Origin of the sequence: Sagittula salina, assembly GCF_017813235.1 — a bacterium.
In the GTDB taxonomy this organism is placed as follows: Bacteria; Pseudomonadota; Alphaproteobacteria; order Rhodobacterales; family Rhodobacteraceae; genus Sagittula; species Sagittula salina.
The window spans coordinates 451008-477099 of the sequence record NZ_JAGISH010000002.1 but is presented as its reverse complement, the minus strand read 5'-3'; the positions used below and the strand labels follow the sequence as shown (position 1 = coordinate 477099).

Genomic DNA, 26092 nt, shown 5'->3' with positions numbered 1-26092 from the left:
GGCGCGGCGCATCAGGGTATCGTTTGAGCCGCCAATTCGAGGAATTGCACCAGTTTGTTCCGGTCGAGCGGTTTCGAGAGAAGTTCTATCCCCAGTGCCGTACAGCTCTTCTGCAATTCCGGGGATTTGTCGGCTGAAATCACCGCACAGGGCAGGGGGTGTTCCCGACCTGCGTTGATCCGAACTTGAAGGTCCAGACCGGTCGCCTGCGGCGCCAAGTGGTAATCCAGCAAAAGTACGTCGGGACTGAGTTGCAGGTCATCGAGGAGCGAAATGGCGCCCTCGGCATCTTCCGCCACGATCACGTTGACGCCCCAACTTTCCAGCATCACCGACAGCGCACGGCGCAGGGGCGGGTCATTTTCAACGAGCAGCGCAATCAGGCCGACGTGCGACAGAGATACAGGACGCGGCGTGGAGCGGTGAGGATCGCGTGCAACCGCACCCCGACCCGCGATCGGCACGCTCACCATGAAGCATGATCCGCGCCCGATCTCCGACCACAAACCCAGAGGGTGGCCCAACCGGGCACAGGCGCGTTCCACAATGGCCAATCCCAGCCCGAGCCCTTCGTTGGGCGAGGCGGCGGAGTCGAGGCGCCGGAATTCCTCGAAGATGGTATTCTGATCCTCCTCTGCGATTCCCACGCCGGTATCCCAGATCTCGATCCGGGCGGAGCCGCCGCTGCGGCGGACCCCCAGCAGCACCTTGCCTCGGGCGGTGTAGCGGATTGCGTTGGCCAGAAGGTTTTGCACCACCCGGCGCAGATAGGCCGCATCCGTCTCCACCATGAGGTCAGACGGCACGATGCGCAGTCGCAGACCCTTTCGCTCTGCCAACACGCTCATCTCGGAGGCCAGCGGACACAGGATCTCGGACAAGGCGACCTTGCGGATGTCAAAATGCACCCCGTCGCCGTCCAGCTTCGAGATATCCAGCAGCGCATCAATGATTTGCGCGGCGGAAGCAAGGGCGGATTCGGCCTTTTCCAGCACCGTGTGCTCCGCCGACCCCTGACAGCGGTCCGCGAGTGACGAAATGTAGAGCTTTGCAGCCGAAATCGGCTGAAGCAGGTCGTGCGAGGCCGCCGCGACGAAGCGAGACTTGGACGCATTCGCGCGCTCCGCGGCGCTCAGCGCGTCCTCAAGTTCAAGCGTGCGCTCCATCACCCGCTGCTCCAGAACCTCGTTCATATTGAACAGTCGGCGCGCCGCTTCGCGTTCAGCCGTCACATCCGTGACGGAGACGACAAAACCACCATCTGGCATCCCCCGGCCAAAGACGTGCAGGATCGTCCGCTCGCCACGCTGCACCTCGAAGGAAATCGGCGTGCGTTCCTGACGTTGATCCCGCAGGTGAGCCCACCGAAGGAAACCATCCCGTCCGATCCCCTGCGTAAACCGTACGTCCCGCGCCAGACGGTCGAGCAGGCCCGCAAAACTCGCGCCGATCTGCAGCCTCCGCGCATCAAGCGCTAACAGCACTCCCAGCTTTTCGTTCCAGCCCACCAGCAAGCCGGTTTCGTCGAAGATGCCGACCCCCTGATTGAGGTGATCGAGTGTCGCGCGCACCATCACTGCCTGTCTGTCGCGCAGCCGGTCGCGTTCCGCCCGCTCGATCCGCATGAGGTCTGTCACATCGGTCTGCAGGACCACCGTACCGCCGTTCGAAGTCCGGTGCTCGGAGACCTGCAGCCACCGGCCCAACCGCATCTGCACCTTGAACATCACGTGCCGATCCTCGTGCCGCCGAATGCGACCCTCGGCCCAGCCAGCTGGCGTTTCGCCTTCCGGCAGGATCAGGAACGGAGATCTGGAGATCTTCTTGACATACCCGTCAAAGGGCAGGCCGGGTTTCAATGTCGCAACTATGTCACGGAAATCGCGGCAGAACCGTGAATTGCACATCACCAGATTGTCCTGCGCGTCGAACAGGGCAAAGCCTTCGGACACCGTCTCGATCGCATCGGCAAGGTTGCGTCGCGCGGCTTCGGCCTGTGCGTTGGCCTCTGACAGCTGTGCGTTGCTTTCGTGCAGAAGGTTCAGCGTGCGCTCCAGTTCGAGTGTGCGTTCACGCACCCGTTTTTCCAGCAGGGCCGCGCGCTCGAACTGGGCGTAGGCAGCACCCGACTGCTCCGTGCCGTATTCCACCCGGCTCATCAGGGCCTGGGCGATCTTCAGCAGCTTCTGATTCTGGCGTTCCAGGCTGTCGTTTGGATTGACCAGCGACATGTCACAGGTCCCGGTCGGGCGGGTAGATCGCTACGCCGGTGAGCGTCTGGTTCACATGCAGAGCGCCGATCTGCTCGCCGTAGGTGGAGAATCCCACGACATTGTGCCGTTGCAGGATCTCGGACAGCGCCTGTGTCTTTTGCACCTGTTCCGCCTCGATCCGTCTGAGCAGGCAGTCGAAGCCAAGAATATGTGCCGGGGCGCCACCCTCCGCCAGCGCGGCCAGACCGGATTCGAGGTGCGCCGCCATGTCCCGATGACTGGCCAGCGTCAGCACCATGCCTTCGTTGATGGCCGAGAAGAACACCAGGTCCGAGCCATTGCCAGCCACGCGCTGGATGGCGCGGACATGATGCGTGTCGCCCAGCCGTACCACCACCGGATGCGCGGCAAAGGTAAAGGGGTCCAACTGCATCGGGTCCTTGCCCAGCAGCCGCGCGTATTCCTGCGCGGCAGGTTCTGCGTTGATCTCCTGTACGATGCGGCGCTCCGGGCAGGCGCTGGTCACAACCATGCGGACCTCAGTCGGAACGAGGTGGTCGAGCGAGAAGACCCTGACCGCGCAATGCGACCGGAGGATCGCCACCAAGGCTGCGTTCTGCATGACCCGCCCGTTGAAGGACAGCAATGTGCGGCCGAACTCTGTCCCGTCACCCGAAGAGCCGCCAAAAACCGGGATCGGACCAAGGCCGGACGCCAGAACCGCCGTCAGATGCTCCTCGCGCAAGGACAGCCCGTCCACCAGGGTAAAGGCGAACTCTGACGTCATTTCCGGCGCTCGCCGCGTCAGGTTCAGCCGATGGTGAATCAATTCGTCGATCAGCGACTGTTCGTTGATCCGATCGAGGTCCTCGATGGCCAGTGCCAGCACTTCGAACAATGCGCGGGGAAAGCCCACGCCAATGATCTGGCCTTCCTCGTAGCCCTGTTCCCCGAGCTCACCGGCGGTGGTGCAGGCCAGCACATCCGCCGCGCCGAAACTTCTTGCGGCCTCCGCCGTCAACCGCTCGAAATCCGTGTCCGGCGAGGCGAAGAGGCAGACAAGCGACAGATCGTTCCCGAGCGCTCGCGCCAGACTGCCCACCGCGTCAGGGGCGATGCAGGCCACCTGAGCGCGGCGCAGGCCTCGCGGTCCTCCCATGACCGCCTGTGGGTTCAGCCCGCCGGTTTCCTCGCGTGTTCCGTCCAAGCTGCGCTCCTTCCTCCCATCGATGGCGTCCGCCACCGCTGTTTGCCCTTCAGCCTTATACGCGACCGACTTCCCTGGCACGCCCGAACCTGGCTGGGCGCCCAGGTTCAGGTGTCCGATGGCAGGTTGCGGGAAAACCGGTCCTCGGCAGGGGAATCGAAACGCGCCTCCTGTGCCACCAGAACGGCCTGGGTCCGCGAATGGACGCCAAGCTTGCGCATGATCGCCGTCACATGGGCCTTCACCGTGGTTTCCGCAATCGACAGATGGTAGGCGATCTGCTTGTTCAGCTTGCCCTCGCAGATCAGCTGAAGGATGCGCGCCTGCTGGTTGGTCAGGGTCGCCAGTCGCGCCAGCGCGCCTCCGGCATCAAGCGGCTGGCCCCCCGTCGGGTCGATGTAACCATCGGGCACAAAGGTGCGTCCAGTGGTCACCGCTTCCACCGCCCGCCGGAAGACAGCGCGTTGCGAATGCTTCGGCACGAAACCGTCCGCTCCGGACTTCAGTGCGTGGGCGATCATCGTGTTATCGGCCATGGACGAGGCCACGAGGATCGCCGTCTTTGGTGCGGCATTACGCAGCCGCAGCAACCCGTCGAGCCCGTTGACGTCCGGCAAGTTCAGGTCCAGCACGATCAGGCCGAAACCGCCATCCTGCGCCAGCTCGGTCAGCGCCTCCCCAAGCGTGCCGGCGGCGCGAATATCCTGAAAGTCGGCGATGGATTGCAGCGTCAGCGTCAGTGCATCGCAGAACAGCGGGTGGTCGTCGATCACCAGCGCCCTCGCCGGTGTCTTGCTGGAATCCTTCGGCGCCGTATTCGTCATCTGCCGTGGTCTGCCTGTCCGTTAAATGCCTGCGCTCAGGATAGGCGCTTGGATGTGCGAAGTCTCTAGCCGAAAGGTCTTGGGCCGAAGCGCCGGGTCGTTCATCGGCGGGGCATGACGCCCGGTTCACATCCAGCCCTGAACCGTCCGTGCCCCGGCGGAAATATCCTGCCCCAGCCCGTCGACAGTGCCGCAGCCGGACAGCGCCAGCGTCAGCAGAAGTCCCGCCAAAAGGAATACTGTTTTCATGGTCTGCTCTCTTCTCTTGCGTGTTTCGTGGCCTCTCGGGGACTGGTCCCCCCCCGATCTCCGCCGGGTCTTGAGACAGGTGGAGCCCGCGCGGGCTCCACCTTTGTCGCTCACTCTTCCCAGTACCAGACGTCCGGTTGAAAACCGAGCCAGTCGCCATACATTGGCAGCTGATCGGGATACTTCAGCTCCTTGGCGTGGGCGATGCGGCTCAGGTCGTATCGGTACATGATCGGGATGACGTAGCGCCCCGTGGTCAGCACCCGGTCCAGCGCCTTTGTCGCGGCGACGAAATCCTCCCGGCTGGTAGCCGACAACAGGGTCTGGATCATCGCGTCGGCGGCGGGGGACTTCATTCCCATCCAGTTGCGGCTCCCCGGCTGGTCGGCCTGTTCCGAACCCCAGTAGAGCACCTGTTCGTTCCCGGGTGACAGCGACAGGCTGCGCTCGATATACGTCATGTCGAAGTCGAAGTTGTTCGTCCGGTCCTGATACTGGGCGGAGTCGACCATCTGGACGGAGGCCGTGATGCCCAGACGCTCCAGCGCCGTGACGAAGATGTCGGCGATGGCCGCATTATCGTTCTGACCCTGGCGGATCAGGATGTCGAATACGAAGGGCGTTCCGGCCGCGTTCTTCATCACACCGCCCTGTACGGTCCAGCCAGCGTCCGCCATCAGGTCCATGGCCTTCGCGATGTTGGATCGGTTGCGTGCCGTCCCGTCGCCTTCTGGCAGGATGTAACCTTCCAGCGCGCCGGGCAGAAGACTATCCCTGAAGGGTTCCAGCAGTTCCTTCACGCGACCTGCGGCAGGTCCGTGATCCATCCCCAGCACCGAGTTCCCGTAGTAGGAGGAAATGCGCGGCTGCGATCCGCCGGTCTGCACGTCATTGATGTATTCGAAGTTGAAGGCATGCAGCATCGCCTCCCGCACCCGCCAGTCGGAGAACTCAGGCTTGCGGGTGTTCATGACGAAGCCGTAGATGCCGTAGGGACGAGCGTGCGGAATTTCGGATTTGACCACGCGGCCATCCTGCACGGCGGGGAAGTCGTACTGCGTGCGCCACTTCTCGACATTGGTTTCGCGCAGCGAGTTCACCACCCCCCCCTTGAACGCCTCGAAATGGGCGGTGTCGTCGGCGAAGAACTCCATGCGGATGGTGTCGAGGTTGGCCTGACCCTTCATGAAGGGCACGTCCTTGCCCCAGTAGTCCGGATTTCGCTTCAACTCGACGAAGCGGCCCGCTTCGTAGTCTCCGATTACATAAGGCGCCGAGGTTATCGGCACGATGTCCAGACTGGAGTTCTCGAAATCGAGCCCCTCCCACTGCGCCTTTTTCAGGATCGGGCGCATGCCGACGATCAGAGCCAACTCTCGGTTGTCCTCGTTGAAGGTAAACCGGACGGAGCGTTCACCGGTCTGCTCCATCTTCTCGATCTGCCCCCAGAGTCCGCGGTAACGACCGTGGCCCTTGGTACCCAGCACCTCGTAGGACCACATCACATCCTCAACCGTCACCGGGCTGCCGTCCGAGAACTTTGCCTCCGGGCGAATCACGAATTCCGCCCACTCGCGATTCGGTCCGACCTCGATGGATTCCGCTAGGACACCGTAAAGGCTGAATGGCTCGTCGTAGCTTCGCCCCATGAGGCTTTCATAGGCGAGGAATCTCAGCTGCCAAGGCGCAGTGCCTTTGAGGATATGCGGGTTGAGGCTATCGAAACTGCCGACTTCGCCCAAAACGATCTTCCCGCCGTGCGGCGCGTCGGCGTCCGCATAGGGCAGGGACGCAAAATCTGGGGGCAGGGCAGGCTCCCCATACATAGCTATGCCGTGGTTCGGCTCTGCCTGGGCGAATCCCGCTGCGAGAATCGCTGCCATGCCGACCCCGAGAAGCTGTGATCGCGTGAATAAATTAGCTCGCATTTTGGAAACAATCCCCGTCTGCCCTTGTTTTCTTGGGCCTGAACCTAGCGGTGCTTTTACGCCTTTTCAAACTTTTAGCTTGGACTCCTGCAGGGAATTGCTTATACAGGGGTCACTGCTCGATAGGTTTCTTGCCTGTATGAAACCTGCCTCAATGACTTAACCCCGGCTTCGGCCGGGGTTTTTTTGTGTCTGCTCGACGCTTGAGAAGCCACCCCGAACGCATCGCTTCCTAATTCGGTGCAGCAGCGCGATCCCGCTTCCCTTTGCCCGGCCTGTTGGTACTTTATGCCGCAAAGCAGCATAGGAGAGCACCATGTCCCTCAAGGGTAAGACCGCCGTCATCACCGGATCCACCTCCGGCATCGGACTGGGCATCGCCCACGCTCTGGCGGCGGCGGGCGCCGATATCGTGGTGAACTCTTTCTCCGACACCGAGGCCGACCACGCAACCGCGCGTGGGATCGCAGAGCGGCACGGCGTCGCCGTGCGCTACATCCAGGCCGATATGTCGAACACCGATGCGTGCCGCGCCCTGATCGAAAAGGCGGGCGCCTGCGATATCCTCGTGAACAACGCAGGCATCCAGTTCGTAGCGCCGATCGAAGAGTTTCCTGCCGAAAAATGGAACCAGATCATCGCGATCAACCTGAGTTCGGCGTTTCACACCACCGCCGCCGCGCTGCCGGTGATGCGCAAGGCCGGCTGGGGCAGGGTGGTCAACGTGGCCTCCGCCCACGGTCTGACCGCCTCTCCCTACAAGGTGGCCTACGTCGCAGCGAAACACGGCGTGGTTGGCATGACCAAGGTCACGGCTCTGGAAACCGCAAAGGAAGACATCACCTGCAACGCCATCTGCCCGGGCTACGTGCTGACCCCGCTGGTGGAGGCGCAGATCCCTGACACGGCGAAGAAATACGGCATGACCGAGGAGGAAGCGAAAGAGAAGGTAATCCTCGAGCGCCAACCTTCGAAGCAGTTCGCCACTGTCGAACAGATCGGTGGCACGGCTGTCTTCCTGTGCTCGGATGCGGCGGCGCAGATCACCGGCACGACGATCAGCGTCGATGGCGGCTGGACGGCGCTCTGATCCCGCCCGGGCGCGCTGCCCCCCGCGCGTTCCGCGCTCCCCCCGGAGGTATTGGAACCAAGAAGAAACGGGAGTCCGGTCGGCACCTTATCCGAGAAGGAATGTCAGATGGTGAAGCGGATCAACATCGCCCTGCAGGGCGGCGGCGCGCACGGGGCCTTTACCTGGGGCGTTCTCGACCGGATCCTGGATGAGGAGGATATCGAGATCGCCGCCATCTCTGGCACCTCGGCGGGGGCGTTGAACGGCGCCGCGCTGAAGGCGGGGCTGGTGCACAATGGTCGTGCAGGCGCACGGGCATTGCTTGATCAGGTATGGAGCGCGGTTGGCGCGCTCGATACCTCCGGCGTACCGGACTGGCTGCAGCACTGGTTTCCCGATCCCGGGCTGGTGTCGAAGGGGATAGAGTATTCTTGGCCCTATATACTTGGCGATGCAGTGACGCGCATGGTTTCGCCCTACAGTTGGGGGCCCCTCTATCGCAATCCGCTGGAAAAGATCATTCGAGGGCTCGACTTTGACGAGGTTTGCGCCGAATGCGGGCCGGAGTTCTACGTCTGCGCCACAGTTGTTCGCACCGGCAAGATCCGTATCTTTTCCCACGGGCAGATTGACGCCGACGCAATCATGGCCTCCGCCTGCCTGCCGACACTGTATCAGGCCGTGGAACGCATCGACCCGGAAACCGGCGTGATGGAGGCCTTTTGGGACGGGGGCTATACCGGCAACCCGGCGTTGTTCCCGTTTTTCAAGCCCACGCTGCCCGACGACGTGGTGGTGGTGAACATCAACCCGATTCTGCGCGACAGGGTGCCCTTTACCCCGCCCGAGATTCAGAACCGCATCAATGAGATCAGTTTCAACGCCTCGCTTCTGCGGGAACTGCGTGCCATCGAGTTCGTGCAGCGGCTTCTGCATTCGGGCGTGCTGCAGGAGGGCAGCATGAAGAACGTGCGCGTGCACATGATCAGCGACGACGCCTTGATGAACGATCTCTCTGTCGCGACGAAGGTGGTCGCCGTACCCTCGCTTCTCGCACAGATGAAGGCGGCGGGCCGACGTGCGGCGGGCGATTTCCTGGCTGAGCACCGCGCCAATATCGGGGTCCGCCAGACCACCGATTTGCGGGCAATGTTCGATTGATCCCTGCGCAACCGGTATAGATGTAAGTGCGAACGGGCACCATGTCGGATCAGAACAAGCCTGCCATACCTTACGAAGATCACCTTCAATAATGCGTCAGGAGGCTTTTGCCAGCGCCTCTACCGTTTCCTTCGTAGCTTGCCCGTTGGGGTAAACGAGTCCTGCAGAGATCACCAGCTTCGCCGCATCCTCCAGCGACATATCCAGTTCGATCACGTCCTCTTCGGGAAAAAACAGCAGGAAACCCGAGGTCGGATTCGGCGTGGTGGGAACGAACACGGAGGTCAGGCCGCCCGAAACCGGCGTGCGGCCCGCAATTTCGCCTTTTGCGGAGGTCGAGATGAAGCCGATGGCCCAGATTCCCTTCCGTGGATACTCGATCAGGCAGGCCTTTTCGAAGGACCGCTCCGACTGGGCGAACACCGTCTCTGCCAGTTGCTTCAGGCCCGAGTAGATCGAGCGCACCACCGGTGTTCGGTCGACCAGCCGTTCGCCAAAGGTGATGAGTGACCGGCCGATGATGCCCTTTGCCACCCAGCCGACGATCATGGTGAATAGCAGGAAGATCACCACGCCAAGACCGCGCACGTTGATCTCGATCCGGCCGGTTTCTTCGCTGGCCAGCAGATCGTAGAGCCACGGCCAATGCGCACGCCCCCCGTCATCCACCATCCAGCGGTTAAGCAGAGCGTTGGGCTGGTAGTAATCCGGCACGAAGGGCCAGACAAAACTGTCCACCCAGCCCACCACGGTCCAGATCAGCCAGACGGTCAGGCCCACCGGAGCGATGACGACGATGCCGGTAAGGAAGGAATTGCGCAGGTTTGTCAGCAGGTGGCCGCGTTTCTTCGGCTCTGGTTCTGGCTCAAAGGGCGTGGTCATGTCGGATCCATTGCGGCGCTCGTGTCGAACCTAGGCATTGCGTTGGGGCGCGACAATGGGCGGCGGGGAGCGATGATGAACATTCAGGCGGCTCGCGGAGAAAGTCTGCCCAGTTCCCGGGCAATTGCCGATGCAAGCCGTGCGTTGTTTAGCACCAGCTCGATATTGGCGGTCAGGGAGCGGCCCTCTGTCAGTTCAAAGATGCGACCGAGCAGGAAAGGCGTCACCGCCTTGCCACCGATTCCCTGCGCTTCGGCCTCGGAGGTGGCCTGAGCGATGATCGGCGCCAGCACGTCCGCTGCAATCTGGTGTTCGGGCGGGATCGGGTTGGCTACCAGCTGGCCGCCGGGCAGCCCCAGTGCACCGCGTCGCGCATGGGCGGCGGCGATCTCCGTGGCGGTATCCAGGCGCAGCGGCGCGATCAGGTCGGATTCGCGTGACCAGAAGGCGGGCAGGCTGTCCTGACCCACCGCGATCACCGGCACGCCAAGCGTTTCCAGAACTTCCAGCGTCTTGGGCAAGTCGAGGATTGCCTTCGCGCCCGCAGCCACCACCGTGACCGCTGTCTGCGCCAGTTCCTGCAGGTCGGCGGAAATGTCGAAAGACAGTTCCGCCCCCTTGTGCACGCCGCCTATACCGCCGGTTGCAAAAACGGCGATGCCGGCGCGCGCGGCGCAGATCATGGTTGCGGCAACCGTCGTCGCCCCGGTGCCTCCGGTCGCCAGACAGACCGCCAGATCGGCGCGCGACAGCTTCGCCACATTTCTCGCCTGCGCCAGTTGGGTCAGCTGCGCCTCTGTCAGGCCGACATGGATCGTACCGTCTAGAATGGCGATGGTGGCGGGGACCGCACCATGAGAGCGCACCTCGTCCTCGACACGCTGCGCGGTTTCCAGGTTCTGCGGCCAGGGCATGCCGTGGGTGATGATGGTCGATTCCAGCGCGACCAAGGGACGACCCGCGTCCTGTGCGGCCTGAACCTCGGGGGAAAACACGATCATGATGGGATATCTCCGGAAACATAGCTGGCCGCAGCGATCAACGCACGGTGCAGGGCGTCCTGCCGCGACGATCGGCCGGTGCGTTCAGCCGCGATATGGGCGGCCATGAAGGTATCGCCGGCGCCGGTGATCCGCGTCACCGCGACCATTGGCGGGCAGTCTTCGACGACGCCTTCGGGCATCGCGTCGGCACAGGTTTCGCCGCCATGGGTGACGACAGCCCGCGCGGCACCGCGGTCAAGCAACGCCCGCGCGGCATCACCCGCGCTTTCGAAGGTGCATTGGCAAAGCAGCCCTGCCTCTTCGAGGTTGACGTAAAGCGTGCCGCGCCCTTCGCGCAGGAAGGGCATCAGACGCAGCGCCTTGCCGGGGCTGGCGGGGGCGATGCGCAGATCGGCCGCTGCAAAGGCCGGGCTTGTCGCGATTTCCGCCAGCAGGCTTTCAGTCAGGTTCCCGTCCAGAGCGATCGCACCGTGGTAGGGGGCCTTCGCGCTGCCCAGCGGGCCGTCAGTCAACGGGCGCAGGATCTTCGAGCCTGCGGCCTCCAGCGAATGTGCATCTGCAATCGCCGCGATCAGGCCGTTGGCACCTTCGATCGCCATGTAGCGGTCGGTCGGTAAATCCTCGGAAATATACAGATGAGTGGTTTCGAGTCCGAGTGCCTGACATTCACGAACCAATTCCGCGCCTGCGGAATCGCTCCCCACCGCGGACAACAACGCTGGTCGCAACCCGAAGCGCGCCAGCGTCATGGCGATGTTCAGCGCAACGCCGCCGGGAATCCGGGTGATGCGGCCAGGCACGTCGTTGCCCACCTGCATCTGCAAGGTGGCGCGACCGATCACGTCCCACAGGACGGAGCCGATGCAGAGGATGTCGGAGGTCTTGCTCATGCCTCGCCTTAGCCCGGCCTGTCCCCGAGTCTCAAGCGTTAACAGCCTCTTGCGACAGCCAGTCCCGGAAAAGCGCCAGCGCCGGGGGCACCGGGCGATCCACCGGCCAGACGAGGTCATAGCGCCCCAGACAAACCGGCGCCCGGTCCGAGGCCACCACAAGCCGGCCCTCGGCGCGCTCCGTTTCGCTTAGGAAATCCGGCAGGAGCGCCACGCCAAGCCCGTGCGTCGCCGCCTGTGCGATGGTCGGAAACTGGTCGAAACTGGTGCCGTCGAAGCGACCCGGTTGCAGGCCCTGCACTTCGAACCACCGCTCCCATGCGCGTGGACGGCTCTGGATGTGCAGCAATGGCAGCTCCGCGAGCGCCACCGGGGGCAGGGGGTGCGGCACCAGTTCAGGACTGGCGAGCGGCTGCACCGCCTCTTCCATCAAGGGCAGACTGTCCGTGGCAGGCCACCTTCTTGTGCCGAAATGTATAGCCGCATCAAAGGGTTCCGAGGCAAAGTTGAACGGCTTCAGCCGTGTGGCCATGTTGATCGTCACCTCCGGGTGCGCGCGAGCAAAACGCGGCAAACGCGGCACCAGCCAATGCATCCCGAAGCTTGGCAGGATCGCCAGGCGCAGCGCGCCGCCCGTGGGGTCCAGCCGCAGTGCCAGAGCGCCTTCCGCAATGCGGTCCAGCGCCTCGCGCACCACCCGGGCGAAGCCCGCCGCCTGGGGAGTCAGCCGCAGCGCCCGACGGTCACGCAGGAATACTTCCGCACCCAGTTGCTCTTCCAGGGTCTTCAACTGGCGCGAAACGGCAGATTGCGTCAGGTGCATCTCCTCCGCTGCCGCCGTGGCAGAGCCGAGACGATCCAGTGCCTCCAGCGCGCGCAGCGCCGGCAATGGGGGCAGGGGTCGTATCATGCGCTTTCCTCATGAGAACCTGCGGTATTGTCGTTTTTCCATGCGCGAGGTGCAAGCTATAACCGCGACAAAACCGGAGGATACCCATGACCGACCGCCCGACCCTGAAACCCAAGGACGCTCCCGATCTGGGCGGCTTCACTTGGGAAGACCCGTTTCGCCTGAGCGACCAGCTGACAGAAGAGGAGCGCATGCTGGCGCAGGCCGCGCATGATTTCGCGCAGGCCAAACTGGCCCCGCGCGTCACCGGCGCGTTCCTTGAAGAAACCGTCTCCCCGGAAGTCTTCTCCGAAATGGGCGAGATGGGCCTCCTCGGCGTGACCGTGCCCGAGGAGTACGGCGGCATCGGCGCGTCTTATGTCTCTTACGGCTTGGTTGCACGCGAGATCGAGCGCGTCGATTCCGGCTACCGCAGCATGATGTCGGTGCAATCGTCTTTGGTCATGTATCCGATCTACGCCTACGGCACCGAGGAGCAGCGCAAGCGCTACCTGCCGAAACTGGCCTCCGGTGAATGGATCGGCTGCTTTGGCCTGACCGAGCCCGACGCTGGCTCCGACCCGGGCGGCATGAAGACCCGCGCCACGAAATCCGACGGCGGCTACGTGCTGAACGGCTCGAAGATGTGGATCTCCAATAGCCCGATTGCCGATGTCTTTGTCGTCTGGGCGAAGTCCGAGGCCCACGGCGGCAAAATCCGCGGCTTCGTACTGGAGAAAGGCCTCAAAGGCCTCTCCGCGCCGAAGATCGAGAACAAGCTGAGCCTGCGCGCCTCGGTAACCGGCGAGATCGTTCTGGACAACGTCGAGGTGTCCGACGACGCGCTGCTGCCACATGTGGAGGGACTGAAAGGGCCGTTCGGCTGCCTCAACCGCGCGCGTTACGGCATCGCCTGGGGCGTTATGGGTGCGGCGGAATTCTGCTGGATGGCAGCGCGGCAGTACGGGCTTGATCGCAAACAGTTCAACCGACCGCTGGCGCAAACGCAGCTTTTCCAAAAGAAACTCGCGGACATGCAGACCGAAATCGCACTTGGCCTGCAGGGCTGCCTGCGCGTCGGCCGCCTGATGGACGAGGCCAGCGGTGCGCCCGAAATGATCTCGATCCTGAAGCGCAACAACTGCGGGAAGGCCTTGGACATTGCCCGCATGGCCCGCGACATGCATGGCGGCAACGGCATTTCCGCCGAATTCCAGGTCATTCGGCACATGATGAACCTCGAAACGGTGAATACCTACGAGGGTACCCACGATGTGCACGCGCTGATCCTTGGCCGGGCACAGACGGGCCTTCAGGCGTTTGCCTGAGGATTGCCGTTCAAATCGCTGAAATCGTTGAGCGCTCCGTTAAAAGACGGGGCGCTTTTTCGTTTAGGCTTGCCGCTGGATGCTGTGCCGAAGCACGCGCGGTGCCCCACAAACTCGCTTAAATCTAATTCCTATAACCGTTATTATGTTACTATGTGCGAACCTGATCCGCAGCCAGCGCGTGTTTTGCCACGTCTGGGACGCCAACGGCTCCTGACACGCCTCCGAGGCTGGACAAGCATGCTGACGCCTCGTTAACTCAGACACCACATCCAACGGAGAACTACATGACCGCGATCCTCGTCCTCAACGGCCCTAACCTCAATCTTCTGGGCACACGTCAGCCGGAGGTCTACGGCCACACCACGCTTCCGGACGTCGAGGACCTCTGCCGCACGCACGGCAAGGAGCGCGGCGTCTCCGTGACCTGCCGCCAGTCGAATCACGAAGGAGAGCTGGTCACCTGGATCCACGAGGCCCGCGGCACGTTCGACGGAATCGTGCTGAACGCCGGCGCCTACACCCATACTTCCATCGCGCTCATGGACGCCATCAAGGGCACCGAGGCCAAGGTCGTCGAACTGCACATCTCGAACGTCCACGCACGCGAAGCCTTTCGCCATCATTCCTACATCTCGCCGGTTGCCTTCGGCGTCATGGCGGGATTCGGCGTGAAAGGATATACTCTGGCAATAGACGCGCTGATAGCCCATCTGGAGGGATAGACCATGACACCGGAGCTGCGGGATACCCTGATCGAGCTGACCAACGTCGACCGTGTCGAAGACCTCTGGCAGCGTCACTGCACGCTAATGGCGGGTTATGGGTTCGATCGCCTGATCTACGGTTTCACGCGGTTCCTGACGGCCAATTCCCTAGGTGATCCCAACGATTTCGTCGTGCTGACCAACCATACGCCCGCTTATCGCAAGGGATTTGTCGAGGACGGCCTGTATCGCTATGCGCCCATGGTCCGCTGGGCGCTGGAACACGAAGGTCACTGTTCATGGGGCGTGCTGGCAAAGCAGATCGCCGCCGGCACGCTCGACGACAAGGCGCAGAAGGTCGTCGCCTTCAACCTCGCACACAAGGTCACGGCAGGTTACACCATCAGCTTCAAGTCCGTCTCCAGCCGGGCCAAGGGCGCGATCTCGATTACTTCCCGTCCCGAACTGAGTCAGGCTGACGCCGATGCCATCTGGGCGAAGCACGGCAAAGATATCATCCTGCTCAACAACCTCGTTCACCTGAAGATCCTTACCCTGCCCGTCCCGCTGCATAACCAGAACCTGACGCCGCGCCAGCGCGAGGCTCTGGAATGGGTTGGCGATGGGAAAACCATGCAGGACATTGCCCAGATCATGGGGCTGACGCAGGCCACCATAGAAAAACACCTGCGGCTCGCCCGCGAAACGCTGAATGTGGAAACCACCGCACAGGCCGTGGCCAAGGCCGCCTTCCACAACCAGATGTACATCATCGAAGCACAGCGCGCCTGATCTCGTGAATTTCGCGTCAGCGGCTTTGACCGAGTCGCCCGGGCCATACACGATGCTTGAAATATCCCACTTGCGTCCATTTTCCGCCTCCGAGCGCGGTGAGTCTGGATAAATTCAAAGATTGTATTTGACAGATTGAAATGTGTTGGGTCCTCGATCGTAAATTTTCCGTTTTTATCTTTTGGTCAGGAAAACCCGACTTCCTTTACGATACGTAAATTGACAGTCTGATGCTGTTCCGTGAGTGGTGGCTTTGGCCATGGAACGTAGGACTGGTACCCTGTTTATTCTCAGGCTCTGCCTATCTCCTGCTGACCGGGTGGGGAAATTACCGCCTCACCGGTCAGCGCCCTATCGGGTGTCCCGGTCTCATCCCCAATGTCTCTGGCTGGGACACTCGTCTTCGCCCCCCTGCCCTGCGAGCCACCGGTTCCGTGAATGAAACGTAAAACGCGCCAATCCTCTCGGATCGGCGCGCCTTTGGTGGTCCGAAATCGAGGCGGATGCCTCGAAAATCGGGCCTCAGCCCTGTGCGACCTTAGCAACTTCGGCGGCGAAGTCCTCTTCGGCCTTCTCGATTCCTTCACCGACCTGCATACGGACGAAACCGACAATCTCGGCACCGGCGTCCTTCGCGGCCTGCTCAACAGTCTTGTCGCTGTCCAGAGCAAAGGCCTGCCCAAGCAGGGTCACTTCGCCGAGGAATTTCTTCATGCGGCCGACGATCATCTTCTCGATCACGGCTTCGGGCTTGCCGGATTCGCGCGCGATGTCCATCTGGACCTGCTTTTCCTTCTCGACAATGGACGCGTCCAGTTCGGATTCGTTCAGTGCCTGCGGGTTCATCGCTGCGATGTGCATGCCGACCTGCTTACCGAACTCCTCGGAGCCGCCCTTCAGCGCGACCAGCACGCCGATCTGACCCAGACCGTCTGCGGCAGCGTTGTGCACGTAGGTCGCAACGATGTCACCTTCGATCTTCGCCATACGGCGGAGGCCCATGTTCTCGCCGACCTTGGCGACAGCGTCTGTGATGTTTTCTGACACCGGCTTGCCGTTCAGGTCCGCGTTCTTCAGCGCATCGATGTCGTCCACGTTCAACGCGGCCCCAGCGATACCGGCAACCATCGACTGGAACTCGGCGTTCTTCGCAACGAAGTCGGTTTCCGAGTTCACCTCGACGGCGACACCCTTGCCACCCTCGACCTTAACGGCGACGAGGCCCTCGGCTGCTGTGCGACCGGCCTTCTTGGCGGCCTTGGCCAGACCTTTGGTGCGCAGCCAATCGACAGCGGCGTCCATGTCGCCGTTGTTCTCGGTCAGCGCCTTCTTGGCATCCATCATGCCTGCGCCGGTCATTTCGCGCAGTTCTTTCACCTGTGCTGCAGTGATCGCCATGTCGTGGCTCCCCTCATGTCTTCTGGTTGGGCCCTCGGGCCCCGAAAATCCAAGGCGCAGGGATCGCCCCGCGCCAGATCGCAAATCTCTTGACAGAAACGCGTGTCGCTTTTGCGACAGCACCCCCGCCTGGCCAAGCCCGGCGGGGGGACAGGGATTTACTGCGCGTCCGCGCCGGTCAGCAGGTCTTCAGCCGGAGCTTCCTCAAGCGCGCCAAGGTCGACGCCGGCCGCTTCCATCTGGCCGGTCATGCCGTCCAGCGCAGCGCGGGATACGAGGTCGCAGTACAGCGCAATCGCGCGGGCTGCGTCATCGTTGCCCGGGATGATGTAGTCGATGCCGTCGGGCGAGCAGTTGGTATCGACGATCGCGACGACCGGAATGCCCAGCTTGTTGGCTTCGGCCACGGCCAGTGCTTCCTTCTTGACGTCGATGACGAACAGCATGTCCGGCACGCCGCCCATTTCACGGATGCCGCCCAGCGACGCCTGAAGCTTCGTCTGGTCGCGCTCCATGTTCAGGCGCTCTTTCTTGGTGAGGCCATCGGCGCCGCCTTCCATCTGCTCGTCGATCTGACGCAGACGGTTGATGGACTGGGACACGGTCTGCCAGTTGGTCAGCGTGCCGCCCAGCCAGCGGTGGTTCATGTAGTACTGCGCGCACTTCTCGGCCGCTTCGGCGATCGGCTGGGCCGCCTGGCGCTTTGTGCCGACGAAGAGAACGCGGCCGCCCTTTGCGACGCAATCGCGGATCGCCTGGAGCGCCTGGTCCAGCATCGGGACGGTCTGCGTCAGGTCCATGATGTGGATGCCGTTGCGCGCGCCGTAGATGAACTCGCCCATGCGGGGGTTCCAGCGCTGCGTCTGGTGGCCGAAGTGAACGCCAGCTTCGAGCAGCTGACGCATGTTGAACTCGGGAAGAGCCATGCCTTTTATCCTTTCCGGTTTGGTCCTCGGCGGGGGATCAGGGCCGCGATCCACAAGGAGTCAGGGCACCAACCGGTGGACGTCCGGGGATGTCTCCCCCGATACGCCCGCCCCCGCCTGCGGGGTACGTGGGCGCGCCTTTAGCCCGCCCACGCGCCGGATGCAAGCGCTTTCCTCCTCGCACCGGTTCGGCAGGTGGTTGAGTTGGCGTCAGAGGAAGACCCGTTCGACGAACCAATACCCCCCGACGCATGCTATGGCGACCGAGGCCGGCATGGCGACAAAGCGCCTGTAGGCATGCAGCCGGTCGACGAAATGCGCCGCCAGAAGGCAGGCCAGAGAAAGCGCCGCCAGCGGCCAGAGGAAGACCGGCGCCCCTGCCCCCATGACCTCAAGGAAGCCCGGCCCGTTCAGCAGGTAACCGCCCGCAACGAAGACCAGCGCCAGCACGCCATAGATCACCTGCGCAAGCCTCTGATCGGCCTTCATCCGGTCCACCTGCTGCGCCAGCGCCACGACCAGGAACGCGATGGCGATCACTGTGAGTTGCCCGAACTCGACACCGACATTGAAACCGATCAGCGCCGGAAAGAACTGTGCCTGCGGCAGACCGAACTCCTGCAACACGGCGGCGAAACCCAGCCCGTGCAGCAGGCCAAAGCCGAAGATCACCACGGGCCGCCACCGATGCAACCGGTCTGATACGAGGTTCTCGACCGCGACATAGACAATGGAGGCTGCGATGATCGGCTCCACGATGGCGGGCGACACGGTGACATATCCCAGGGCCCCCAGCGCCAGCGTCACCGTATGTGCCAGCGTGAAGGCGCTGATCTGCCACAGGAGCGGCCGCAGCCGGGTCGAGAGGAAGAACAGCCCCAGCACGAACAGGATGTGATCCAGCCCCTTCGGCAGGATGTGGTCGAAACCCACGGGGATGTAGCTGCCAAAGGTCCACCAGCCGTCGCGTCCGCTGCCGCCCGCGATGCGGATGGGTTCTGACGGGCCGCCGGTCAGATAGCCGGTAAAGCCGTCCTCCACCCCCATCTGCCGCAGGATCAGCGTGCCGTACCGGGACGGCCAGCCGACGGTGATGGCATCGGTGCCCGACGGCAGACGTCCCGTGATGAACAGCCGCGTCTCGCGCGGCAGGGTGATCTCAGGTTCGTCGTCCACCTCCACCCGGTCCAGTGCCAACATCACGGGGGCGTGGCCGGTGACGGTAATGGGGCCGAGGATCTCCGTCGCGCGTCCCTCGATCCGTTCCGCCAGCGCTTTGGGTGGCAGTGCGCGCAGGGCGTCCACATCCTCAGCCCCATCGGTGGCGTTGGTGTCCTCCACGCCTTCGAGGTCGACACCCGCGAGGATCGGTTCGGCCGAAAGCCGCAGCACCAGAGTCAGCCGTTCGCCTTCAGTTTCGAGATCACCGATGGCCGGGCGGACCTCATGCGCCTGAGCGGTCCCGGTCAGGGCAAGACAAGTCAGCAGAACGAGCATCAGACGGGTCATCGCGGCCATCGCTTCGGGCATCCTTTCGGGATTATCACACGGGATCAGCCTAAAGCGTCCCTCCGCGCCAAGATGACCGCCTCGCGTCCGGCGTCAAGGTTCTCAGCCCTGCGGTTCCGTGACCGTCAGCCCCAGCATGCGCCATGTCTGCATCCCGCCACGGTAGTAGAATATGCGCTCCGCCGGGTAGCCCACCTCCAACATGTTGCGGATCGCGGTGGGCGACTGGCCGCACCATAGCCCGTTGCAGAACATCGCCACCCGTTTCGCCTCCGTACAGTCCCAGCCGTCAAAATCGGCCTCGCAGCCCAGCTGGCCCAGTTCGTCCAGAACGAATTCGTAGGGGATGTTGATCGCGCCGGGGATGGAGCCCCCCGCGTACCAATCGGGTGTGCGGCTGTCGATCACCGGCACATCCGGGTCGCGCAGCATCTCGATCAGTTCCAGTTCCCCGATGGTGGTGACGCCCGGAGCCACCTCGATGGGCTGGATGCAGAACGGCGGGCAGGCCCGCGATGTGCGTGCCCATTCCCCCGACAACGTGTTTTCCGGATCCTGGATGCGTTCGATGGTCACGGGGCCGCCCGGCGTCGGCACCTCGACCGCGACCATGTCGCGCGCGATCCCGACTTCCTGTGCAAAGGCGCCCCCCGCAAGGCCGATCAGAACGGCCGCCAGACGAATGACAGACATGAAATACCCTCCTCTTTGCCTTGGGAGGGTAACGTGCCCGGCGGTTCGATCAAGCCCGGCGAATGCCGATACCGTTAACCAAGCGCGTAACCCGCGCCGCGTACCGTGCGCAGCAGGTCCGGCCCGCCATGGGCACCCAACGCCTTGCGCAGGCGCCCGATGTGGACGTCCACCGTGCGCGTGTCCACGTAGATGTCGCGCCCCCAGACCCGGTCCAGCAGCTGTTCGCGCGACCAGACGCGGCCGGGCTTCTCCATGAAGGTCGACAACAGCCGGAACTCCGTCGGGCCCAGCTTCAACTCCTTTTCGGCGCGCGTCACGCGGTGGGTTTCCGAGTCCAGCACGATGTCCTCGTACTCCAGCCGCAACCCCGCCGCCGCCGGGCGCGTGCGGCGCAGCTGCGCCCGCACGCGCGCCATGAGTTCGATCACCGAATAGGGTTTCACAACGTAGTCGTCCGCCCCAGTCTCGAGGCCCCGCACGCGGTCGACTTCTTCCGACCGGGCCGACAGCATGATGACCGGCAGGTTGCGCGTTTCGGGCCGGGTCTTGAGTTGGCGGCAGACCTCGATCCCCGAGACATTCGGCAGCATCCAGTCCAGCACGATGATGTCGGGGTTCTCTTCCTCCACCATCAGCAGCGCTTCTTCTCCGTTGGCAGCCCGTGCCACGCGGAAGCCCTCCGCCTCCAGATTGTAGCCCAGAACCTCGCGCTGCGCGGGTTCGTCCTCCACCACCAGAATGGTGGGCTGATCAGCCGACATGGCTCAGTCCTCCTCCGGACCGAGATCAGGCCCCTTGTCGAGCGAGGTCCGGTCCGCCTTTACCCGCGCCTCGTCGGGCATCTTGCCGGTGGCGAGAAACACGACCTGTTCCGCGATAGAGGTCACGTGGTCGCCCATCCGTTCGATGTTCTTGGCGATGAAATGCAGGTGCATGCAGGCGGTGATGTTGCGCGGATCCTCCATCATGAAGGTCAGGAACTCGCGGAACAGCGCATTGTACATCTGGTCGATGTCGCTGTCGCGCTCGATCACGTCCATCGCCAGCGCGGCATCGCGCTGGATGTAGCTGTCGAGCGCGTCCTTCAGCATGTTCTGCACCTCGCGGGCCATGCGACGGAGGGCCGACGTGGTCGACCCGATGGGCTGCATCTGCACCAGCACCGTGGTCCGCTTGGCGATGTTCTTCGAGAGGTCGCCCATTCGTTCGAGGTTGGCTGACATGCGCATGACCGAAAGCACCACGCGCAGGTCCGATGCTGTGGGCGCCCGCAGCGCCAGCACGCGCGCGGCTTCCTCGTTCAGCATCTCGTCGAGCTTGTCGATGGCCTTGTCGCCATCGCGGACCTTCATGGCCAGCTCCTCGTCGCGGGTCTCGAGCGAGAGCGCGGCGTTCAGAATGGCGTCCTCCACGAGGCCGCCCATCTTCATGATCTGCGCCTGAATACCTTCGAGATCGCGGTCGAAGGCGCTGACGATGTGTCTCTTCTCGTTCATGGCTTATCCGATCCGTCCGGTGATGTAGGACTCCGTGCGTGAGTCGTCCGGGTTGGTGAAGATCTTGGAGGTCTCGCCGAACTCCACGAGGTTGCCGAGGTGGAAGAAGGCCGTCTTCTGGCTGACGCGGGCGGCCTGCTGCATGGAGTGCGTCACGATCACGACGGAGTAGTCCTGCCGCAGCTCGTCAATCAGTTCCTCGACCTGGCCGGTGGCGATGGGGTCCAGGGCGGAACAGGGTTCGTCCATCAGCAGAACCTCGGGCTCTGTCGCGATGGCGCGCGCGATGCACAAGCGCTGTTGCTGCCCCCCCGACAGGCCGGTGCCCGGCGCTTGCAGGCGGTCCTTCACCTCATTCCAGAGCGCGCCTCGGCGCAGCGCCTTCTCCACAATATCGTCAAGGTCAGACTTGTTCCTTGCCAGCCCGTGGATGCGCGGCCCATAGGCGATGTTGTCGTAGATCGACTTCGGAAAGGGGTTCGGTTTCTGGAACACCATACCGACCCGGGCGCGCAGTTGCACCGGGTCCACGCGCTTGTCGTAGATATCTTCGCCATCGAGCAGGATTTCACCCTCGACGCGGGCGATGTCGATGGTGTCGTTCATGCGGTTCAGGCAACGCAGGAAGGTCGACTTGCCGCAGCCCGACGGTCCGATGAAGGCGGTCACGGTCTGGGCCTCAATCTCGACATCGACGTCCTTGATCGCGTGCGTGTCGCCGTAATAGACCTGCACGTTGCGCGCCGAAATCTTGATGTCTTGCTTAGTCACGTTTCTCTCCGTGGTATGCGGTGCGTCGTACATGGTCATGTTTCCTTGTTCCGCAACGGATTACCAGCGGCGCCCGAAGCACGCCGCCAAAGTTGGCATTTCTTACCAGCGGCGCTCAAAGCGGCGACGCAGGATGATGGCGATGATGTTCATGGTCAGCAGGAACACCAGCAGGACAATGATGCCGCCCCAGGCACGTTCATAATACGCGGGGTCGGCGCGCTTCGCCCATTCGAATATCTGCGCGGGCATGGCCGAATTCGGCGCCATGAAGCCCGACACGAGCCCATCCGGGTAGTTGGTGGCGACATAGCCCACCATACCGATCAGCAACAACGGTGCGGTCTCGCCCAACGCCTGCGCGAGACCGATGATGGTGCCCGTCAGGATGCCCGGCATGGCCAATGGCAGAACGTGATGGAACACGCTCTGCATCTTGGAGGCCCCGACCCCCAGCGCCGCGTCCCGGATCGAGGGCGGCACGGATTTCAGCGATGCGCGGGTGGAGATGATGATCGTCGGCAGTGTCATCAGCGTCAGCACGAGGCCGCCGACCAACGGCGCGGACATCGGCAGATGGGCGAACTGGATGAAGGCCGCCAGACCAAGGATGCCAAAGACGATCGACGGTACCGCCGCGAGGTTGGAGATGTTCACTTCGATGAAGTCCGTCACCTTGTTCTGCGGCGCGAACTCTTCGAGGTAGATGGAGGCCGCCACGCCGATCGGCAGGGCCAGCACCAGCACCACGAGCATCATGTAAAAACTGCCGAGCATCGCAACACCCAGCCCCGCCTGCTCGGGGCGCTTCTCGGAGGCATCGGCCCCGACTATGAAGTCGAGATTGAATTGCTTCCGGATCACCCCGGCGTCAACAAGTCTGTCCACCACATCGAGGTGCTCGGCATCGATGGACTTGTCACGCGCGAGATCCTCGCGCACGACGCGCCCTTTCAGATAGCCGTCCACGCGGGACGCCGCCAGAATACGGAAGGTCACCGTTTCGCCCACCTGCTCGGGATGCGAGAGCACGTAGTCGCGCACCTGCGCCGCGGCGGAGTCGGACAGCAGCGCCTTCATCTCCTTGGACTTGGTGAACGGTGTTTCAATGCCCGCCGCCTGCACCTGTTCCCACAGCGCGGTTTGAATAAGCGGCGCGTACCCGAAGGTGGTGGTCTTTGACATTTCCTCGGGGTTGCGGTTGCCTTTCTTGTCGACCTTTGCCTCGTCCAGGTAGATCGGTGTCTCTATGAAGGTCTGCTGGAAGGCGCCCAGGCCAGAGGCAAGGATCGACCACAGCAGCACCACGAGGAAGAACACACCCACAGCGATAGCCGCCAGCCCGTAGGCCTGGAACCTCTTTTCGGCGGCGTTGCGGCGCTTGGTGCGCGCATCCTCGATCATCAGTGATTTTCTCGGGGCAGCCTTGCCGCCCGAAGGCATCGAAGCGTCGGTCATTCGTACTGCTCCCGGTATTTGCGCACGATGAATAGGGCGAAGACATTCAACCCGAGCGTCAGGACGAACAGGGTCATGCCTAGGGCGAAGGCGACCAGTGCCTCCGGCGAGGCAAAGTCGTTGTCACCCGTCAACTGGCTGACGATCTTGGCGGTGACGGTGGTCATCGCCTCGAAGGGGTTCAGCGACAACCGCGCCGCCGCACCGGCGCCCAGAACGACGATCATTGTTTCGCCGATGGCGCGCGAGGTCGCCAGCAACACAGCGCCGACAATCCCCGGAAGCGCCGCAGGCAGAACGACCTGACGGATGGTTTCGGACTTCGTCGCCCCCAGCCCGTATGAGCCGTCCCGCATCGCCTGCGGCACGGCATTGATGATGTCATCCGACAGCGACGACACGAAGGGGATCAACATGATCCCCATGGCGATCCCCGCGGTCAGGACGGCGCGCGTACCATGCATCCAGCCCAGCCCGTCGTTGCCAAAGACCGACAACAGGATCGGCCCCACGGTCAGCAGCGCGAAAAGGCCATAGACAATGGTCGGAATGCCCGCCAGCACCTCCAGCGCAGGCTTTGCCCAGGACCGCATCTTCGACCCGGCATATTCGCTGAGATAGATCGCCGCGAACAAACCGACCGGCACGGCGACCAGCAGCGCGACAAAGCTGATGTAGATGGTCCCCCAGAGGAGCGGCCAGATACCCAGTTGCGACCCGCCGCCAAAGGACGGTGCCCATGTCAGCGATCCAAAGAATTCCGACGCCGGATAGAGCCGAAAGAAATGCATGGTATTGCCGATGAGCGACAGTACGATGCCCAGTGTCGTCAGGATCGCAATGGAGGCCGCCGCGATCAGAAGCCCCCGGATCGAGCGTTCCACCGTGTTGCGCGCGCGGAAATCCTTCTCGGTTTCGCGCAGCGCCCAGACCAGCCCCGCGACCGCCAGCAGGATCACCACCACCGCCATCACCTGCCGGGCTGTATCTGCCAGCACCCGCATCCGCTGCGCGGCAGCCAGTTTGGCCGGGGTGACGGCGCCGGTCACGATCTGCCCCGCATCCTTCAGGCGCTGGGTCAGAACCTCCACGTCGGCACCGCCGTCGCGCGCCTGCGCCTCGCTCATGACACCCTGCGCCACAGCGGCGTCGATGCCGTCGGCGGTGCGGCTTACCTCCGCCAGCACCAGATCGCGGCTGGACCCTTCGCCAATTTCGCTGTCTGGGATCATCCCAGACACGACGCTACCCACATAAAGCGGCTGCGCGATCAGCCAGATCACCAGAACAAGGAGCGCGGGCACGATCACCTTGATCGCCGCGTTGCTGCCGTAATACGACGGCAGACTGTGCAGGTTTCGGATGTCGCCATTTGCGCTCTTCAGCGCGCGCATCCGGGCGATGACGTAACCTGCGCCAGCCAGCGCCAGCACGGTCACGATTAGCCAGAGTAAAGGCATGAGCCCCCCGAGGTCTTGAGCAGATAAATGTCCTAAAAGGGTAAGGGGCGGCGCAATATGCCGCCCCCAGGGTCGTCGGAGCAATCAGACCTGTGCGGTCTGGATTACATACCTTCGCCCATGGTCTGTTCGTCGGCGACGGCTTCCTGAGTCTGCGCCAGTTCCGGGTCGGAAACGAGGCCGTACTCGGCCAGCGGGCCGTCCGGGCCTGCCATGTCGTCGGAGACGAAGAACTCGGCGTATTCCTTCAGGCCGGGAACAACACCGATGTGCGCTTTCTTGATGTAGAAGTACAGCGGACGCGACACAGGGTACTCACCCGATGCGATGGTCTCGGTCGCCGGCTCGACACCGGACATGGTGGCGACCTTCAGCTTGTCTGTGTTGTTCTCGTAGAACGCCAGACCGAAAATGCCGATGCCGTTCTGGTTCGATCCGATGGAAGCCAGCGTCTCGGTGTAGTCGCCGTCAATGTCGACGGAACGGCCGTCGGTGCGCACCGCGATGCAGGCGTCCTCGGCGTCATCCTCGGACATACCGCCATCCAGCATGGCCTGCAGCGCGCCGGTGGCTTCGCAGCCAGCCGCCAGCACCTTCTCTTCAAAGACTTCGCGGGTGCCGTGCTTGGTCCCCGGGATGAAGGCCATGATCTCGGCGTCCGGCAAGTCGCCGTTGAACTCGTTCCATTTGGTATAGGGATTGTCGACCAGTTCACCGTTCTTGACGATCTTCGGCGCCAGGGCGTTGTAGATATCGGCCGGTTCGAAGGCGGTGAAGGCCGGGCCGTCGATCTGCGACGCAAAGACGATACCGTCGTAGCCGATGCGAACCTCGATAATGTCGGTCACACCGGCTTCGGCGCAGGCTGTCACTTCCTTGTCCTTGATCTTGCGCGACGCGTTGGCGATGTCGATGGTGTTCTCGCCCACGCCTTCGCAGAACCGCTTCAGACCGGCGGAGGAGCCACCCGATTCCACGACCGGCGTCGGGAAGTCAAAGTTCTCGCCGAACGCTTCGGCCACGATCGAGGCATAGGGCAGCACGGTCGAGGACCCGGCAACCTGCACGTTGTCACGCGCGGCGGCGACGGAAGCGACGGATGCGATCGCCAGGGTCGAGGCGGTCAGTTTCACGAATTTCATAGGATCAGGCTCCTGATTCTGGTGTCGTGATCATCCCCACGATGATCTTGGGGGCTGCCTACCGGGGCTGCGCGATGCTTTTGTGACATG

24 protein-coding genes are annotated in these 26092 nt (G+C 63.0%); 5 read left to right on the top strand and 19 right to left on the bottom strand.

All coding sequences use genetic code 11. The annotated features are described in order from the left end of the window. Positions 1-11 precede the first annotated feature (11 nt). The 5 genes from J5474_RS06235 to J5474_RS06215 all read right to left on the bottom strand — a co-directional run bounded on the left by J5474_RS06235 (position 12) and on the right by J5474_RS06215 (position 6376). On the bottom strand, positions 12-2231 hold the full coding sequence (locus J5474_RS06235) for a PAS domain-containing hybrid sensor histidine kinase/response regulator (protein ID WP_209359927.1): 2220 nt from the start codon (positions 2229-2231) through the stop codon (positions 12-14). 1 nt (position 2232) lies between these two features. Continuing rightward, positions 2233-3372, bottom strand: a complete 1140-nt coding sequence (locus J5474_RS06230) for an FIST N-terminal domain-containing protein (protein ID WP_209359965.1) — start codon at positions 3370-3372, stop codon at positions 2233-2235. A gap of 155 nt (positions 3373-3527) precedes the next feature. Continuing rightward, positions 3528-4244, bottom strand: coding sequence for a LuxR C-terminal-related transcriptional regulator (locus J5474_RS06225; protein WP_209359926.1), 717 nt, complete (start codon positions 4242-4244; stop codon positions 3528-3530). Positions 4245-4370: 126 nt separating this feature from the next. Further along, entirely contained in the window at positions 4371-4493 is a 123-nt protein-coding gene (locus tag J5474_RS06220; RefSeq protein ID WP_209359925.1) for an entericidin EcnA/B family protein, read from the bottom strand. A 110-nt stretch (positions 4494-4603) separates the two neighbouring features. Continuing rightward, entirely contained in the window at positions 4604-6376 is a 1773-nt protein-coding gene (locus J5474_RS06215; RefSeq protein WP_245216263.1) for an extracellular solute-binding protein, read from the bottom strand. A 361-nt stretch (positions 6377-6737) separates the two neighbouring features. Here J5474_RS06215 and J5474_RS06210 point away from each other — a divergent pair, with 361 nt between their 5' ends. Further along, positions 6738-7511 (top strand): 3-hydroxybutyrate dehydrogenase, encoded by a 774-nt coding sequence (locus tag J5474_RS06210; RefSeq protein WP_209359923.1) that lies wholly within the window; start codon positions 6738-6740, stop codon positions 7509-7511. A 108-nt stretch (positions 7512-7619) separates the two neighbouring features. Next, positions 7620-8654 (top strand): patatin-like phospholipase family protein, encoded by a 1035-nt coding sequence (locus J5474_RS06205; protein WP_209359922.1) that lies wholly within the window; start codon positions 7620-7622, stop codon positions 8652-8654. Between the two features lie 96 nt (positions 8655-8750). Here J5474_RS06205 and J5474_RS06200 read toward each other — a convergent pair whose 3' ends face one another. The 4 genes from J5474_RS06200 to J5474_RS06185 all read right to left on the bottom strand — a co-directional run bounded on the left by J5474_RS06200 (position 8751) and on the right by J5474_RS06185 (position 12340). Then, entirely contained in the window at positions 8751-9536 is a 786-nt protein-coding gene (locus tag J5474_RS06200; protein ID WP_209359921.1) for a DUF502 domain-containing protein, read from the bottom strand. A gap of 83 nt (positions 9537-9619) precedes the next feature. Further along, positions 9620-10537 (bottom strand): pseudouridine-5'-phosphate glycosidase, encoded by a 918-nt coding sequence (locus J5474_RS06195; RefSeq protein WP_209359920.1) that lies wholly within the window; start codon positions 10535-10537, stop codon positions 9620-9622. Continuing rightward, complete coding sequence (locus J5474_RS06190) at positions 10534-11430, bottom strand: PfkB family carbohydrate kinase (RefSeq protein ID WP_209359919.1); 897 nt, start codon at positions 11428-11430, stop codon at positions 10534-10536. Before J5474_RS06190 ends, J5474_RS06195 begins: the two co-directional genes overlap by 4 nt. Positions 11431-11461: 31 nt before the next feature. Continuing rightward, positions 11462-12340 (bottom strand): LysR substrate-binding domain-containing protein, encoded by an 879-nt coding sequence (locus J5474_RS06185; RefSeq protein ID WP_209359918.1) that lies wholly within the window; start codon positions 12338-12340, stop codon positions 11462-11464. Between the two features lie 86 nt (positions 12341-12426). Between J5474_RS06185 and J5474_RS06180 the strand changes: the two genes are divergently transcribed. The 3 genes from J5474_RS06180 (at position 12427) to J5474_RS06170 (ending at position 15146) form a co-directional block, all read left to right on the top strand. Further along, entirely contained in the window at positions 12427-13647 is a 1221-nt protein-coding gene (locus J5474_RS06180; protein ID WP_209359917.1) for an acyl-CoA dehydrogenase, read from the top strand. Between the two features lie 287 nt (positions 13648-13934). Next, on the top strand, positions 13935-14372 hold the full coding sequence (gene aroQ / locus J5474_RS06175; RefSeq protein WP_209359916.1) for a type II 3-dehydroquinate dehydratase: 438 nt from the start codon (positions 13935-13937) through the stop codon (positions 14370-14372). Between the two features lie 3 nt (positions 14373-14375). Next, a complete protein-coding gene (locus J5474_RS06170; protein ID WP_209359915.1) occupies positions 14376-15146 on the top strand; it encodes a LuxR family transcriptional regulator in 771 nt (256 codons plus the stop codon). 522 nt (positions 15147-15668) lie between these two features. Here the strand turns inward: J5474_RS06170 and tsf are convergent. The 10 genes from tsf to J5474_RS06120 all read right to left on the bottom strand — a co-directional run bounded on the left by tsf (position 15669) and on the right by J5474_RS06120 (position 26002). Further along, complete coding sequence (gene tsf / locus J5474_RS06165; RefSeq protein ID WP_209359914.1) at positions 15669-16544, bottom strand: translation elongation factor Ts; 876 nt, start codon at positions 16542-16544, stop codon at positions 15669-15671. A gap of 158 nt (positions 16545-16702) precedes the next feature. Then, entirely contained in the window at positions 16703-17470 is a 768-nt protein-coding gene (gene rpsB, locus J5474_RS06160) for a 30S ribosomal protein S2 (protein WP_209359913.1), read from the bottom strand. 210 nt (positions 17471-17680) lie between these two features. Beyond that, on the bottom strand, positions 17681-18988 hold the full coding sequence (locus tag J5474_RS06155; RefSeq protein ID WP_245216261.1) for a HupE/UreJ family protein: 1308 nt from the start codon (positions 18986-18988) through the stop codon (positions 17681-17683). Positions 18989-19081: 93 nt separating this feature from the next. Then, positions 19082-19672, bottom strand: a complete 591-nt coding sequence (locus tag J5474_RS06150) for a rhodanese-like domain-containing protein (protein ID WP_209359912.1) — start codon at positions 19670-19672, stop codon at positions 19082-19084. Between the two features lie 74 nt (positions 19673-19746). Beyond that, a complete protein-coding gene (gene phoB, locus J5474_RS06145) occupies positions 19747-20436 on the bottom strand; it encodes a phosphate regulon transcriptional regulator PhoB (protein ID WP_209359911.1) in 690 nt (229 codons plus the stop codon). A gap of 3 nt (positions 20437-20439) precedes the next feature. Then, positions 20440-21171, bottom strand: coding sequence for a phosphate signaling complex protein PhoU (phoU, locus tag J5474_RS06140; RefSeq protein ID WP_209359910.1), 732 nt, complete (start codon positions 21169-21171; stop codon positions 20440-20442). 3 nt (positions 21172-21174) lie between these two features. Further along, positions 21175-21975, bottom strand: coding sequence for a phosphate ABC transporter ATP-binding protein PstB (gene pstB, locus J5474_RS06135; protein WP_209359963.1), 801 nt, complete (start codon positions 21973-21975; stop codon positions 21175-21177). Between the two features lie 69 nt (positions 21976-22044). Continuing rightward, on the bottom strand, positions 22045-23400 hold the full coding sequence (pstA, locus tag J5474_RS06130) for a phosphate ABC transporter permease PstA (protein ID WP_209359909.1): 1356 nt from the start codon (positions 23398-23400) through the stop codon (positions 22045-22047). Next, positions 23397-24860, bottom strand: coding sequence for a phosphate ABC transporter permease subunit PstC (pstC, locus tag J5474_RS06125; RefSeq protein ID WP_209359908.1), 1464 nt, complete (start codon positions 24858-24860; stop codon positions 23397-23399). Before pstC ends, pstA begins: the two co-directional genes overlap by 4 nt. Before the next feature lie 104 nt (positions 24861-24964). After that, the gene (locus tag J5474_RS06120; protein ID WP_209359907.1) at positions 24965-26002 is read right to left on the bottom strand and encodes a PstS family phosphate ABC transporter substrate-binding protein; all 1038 of its coding nucleotides are present in this window, start codon (positions 26000-26002) and stop codon (positions 24965-24967) included. Positions 26003-26092: the final 90 nt, after the last annotated feature.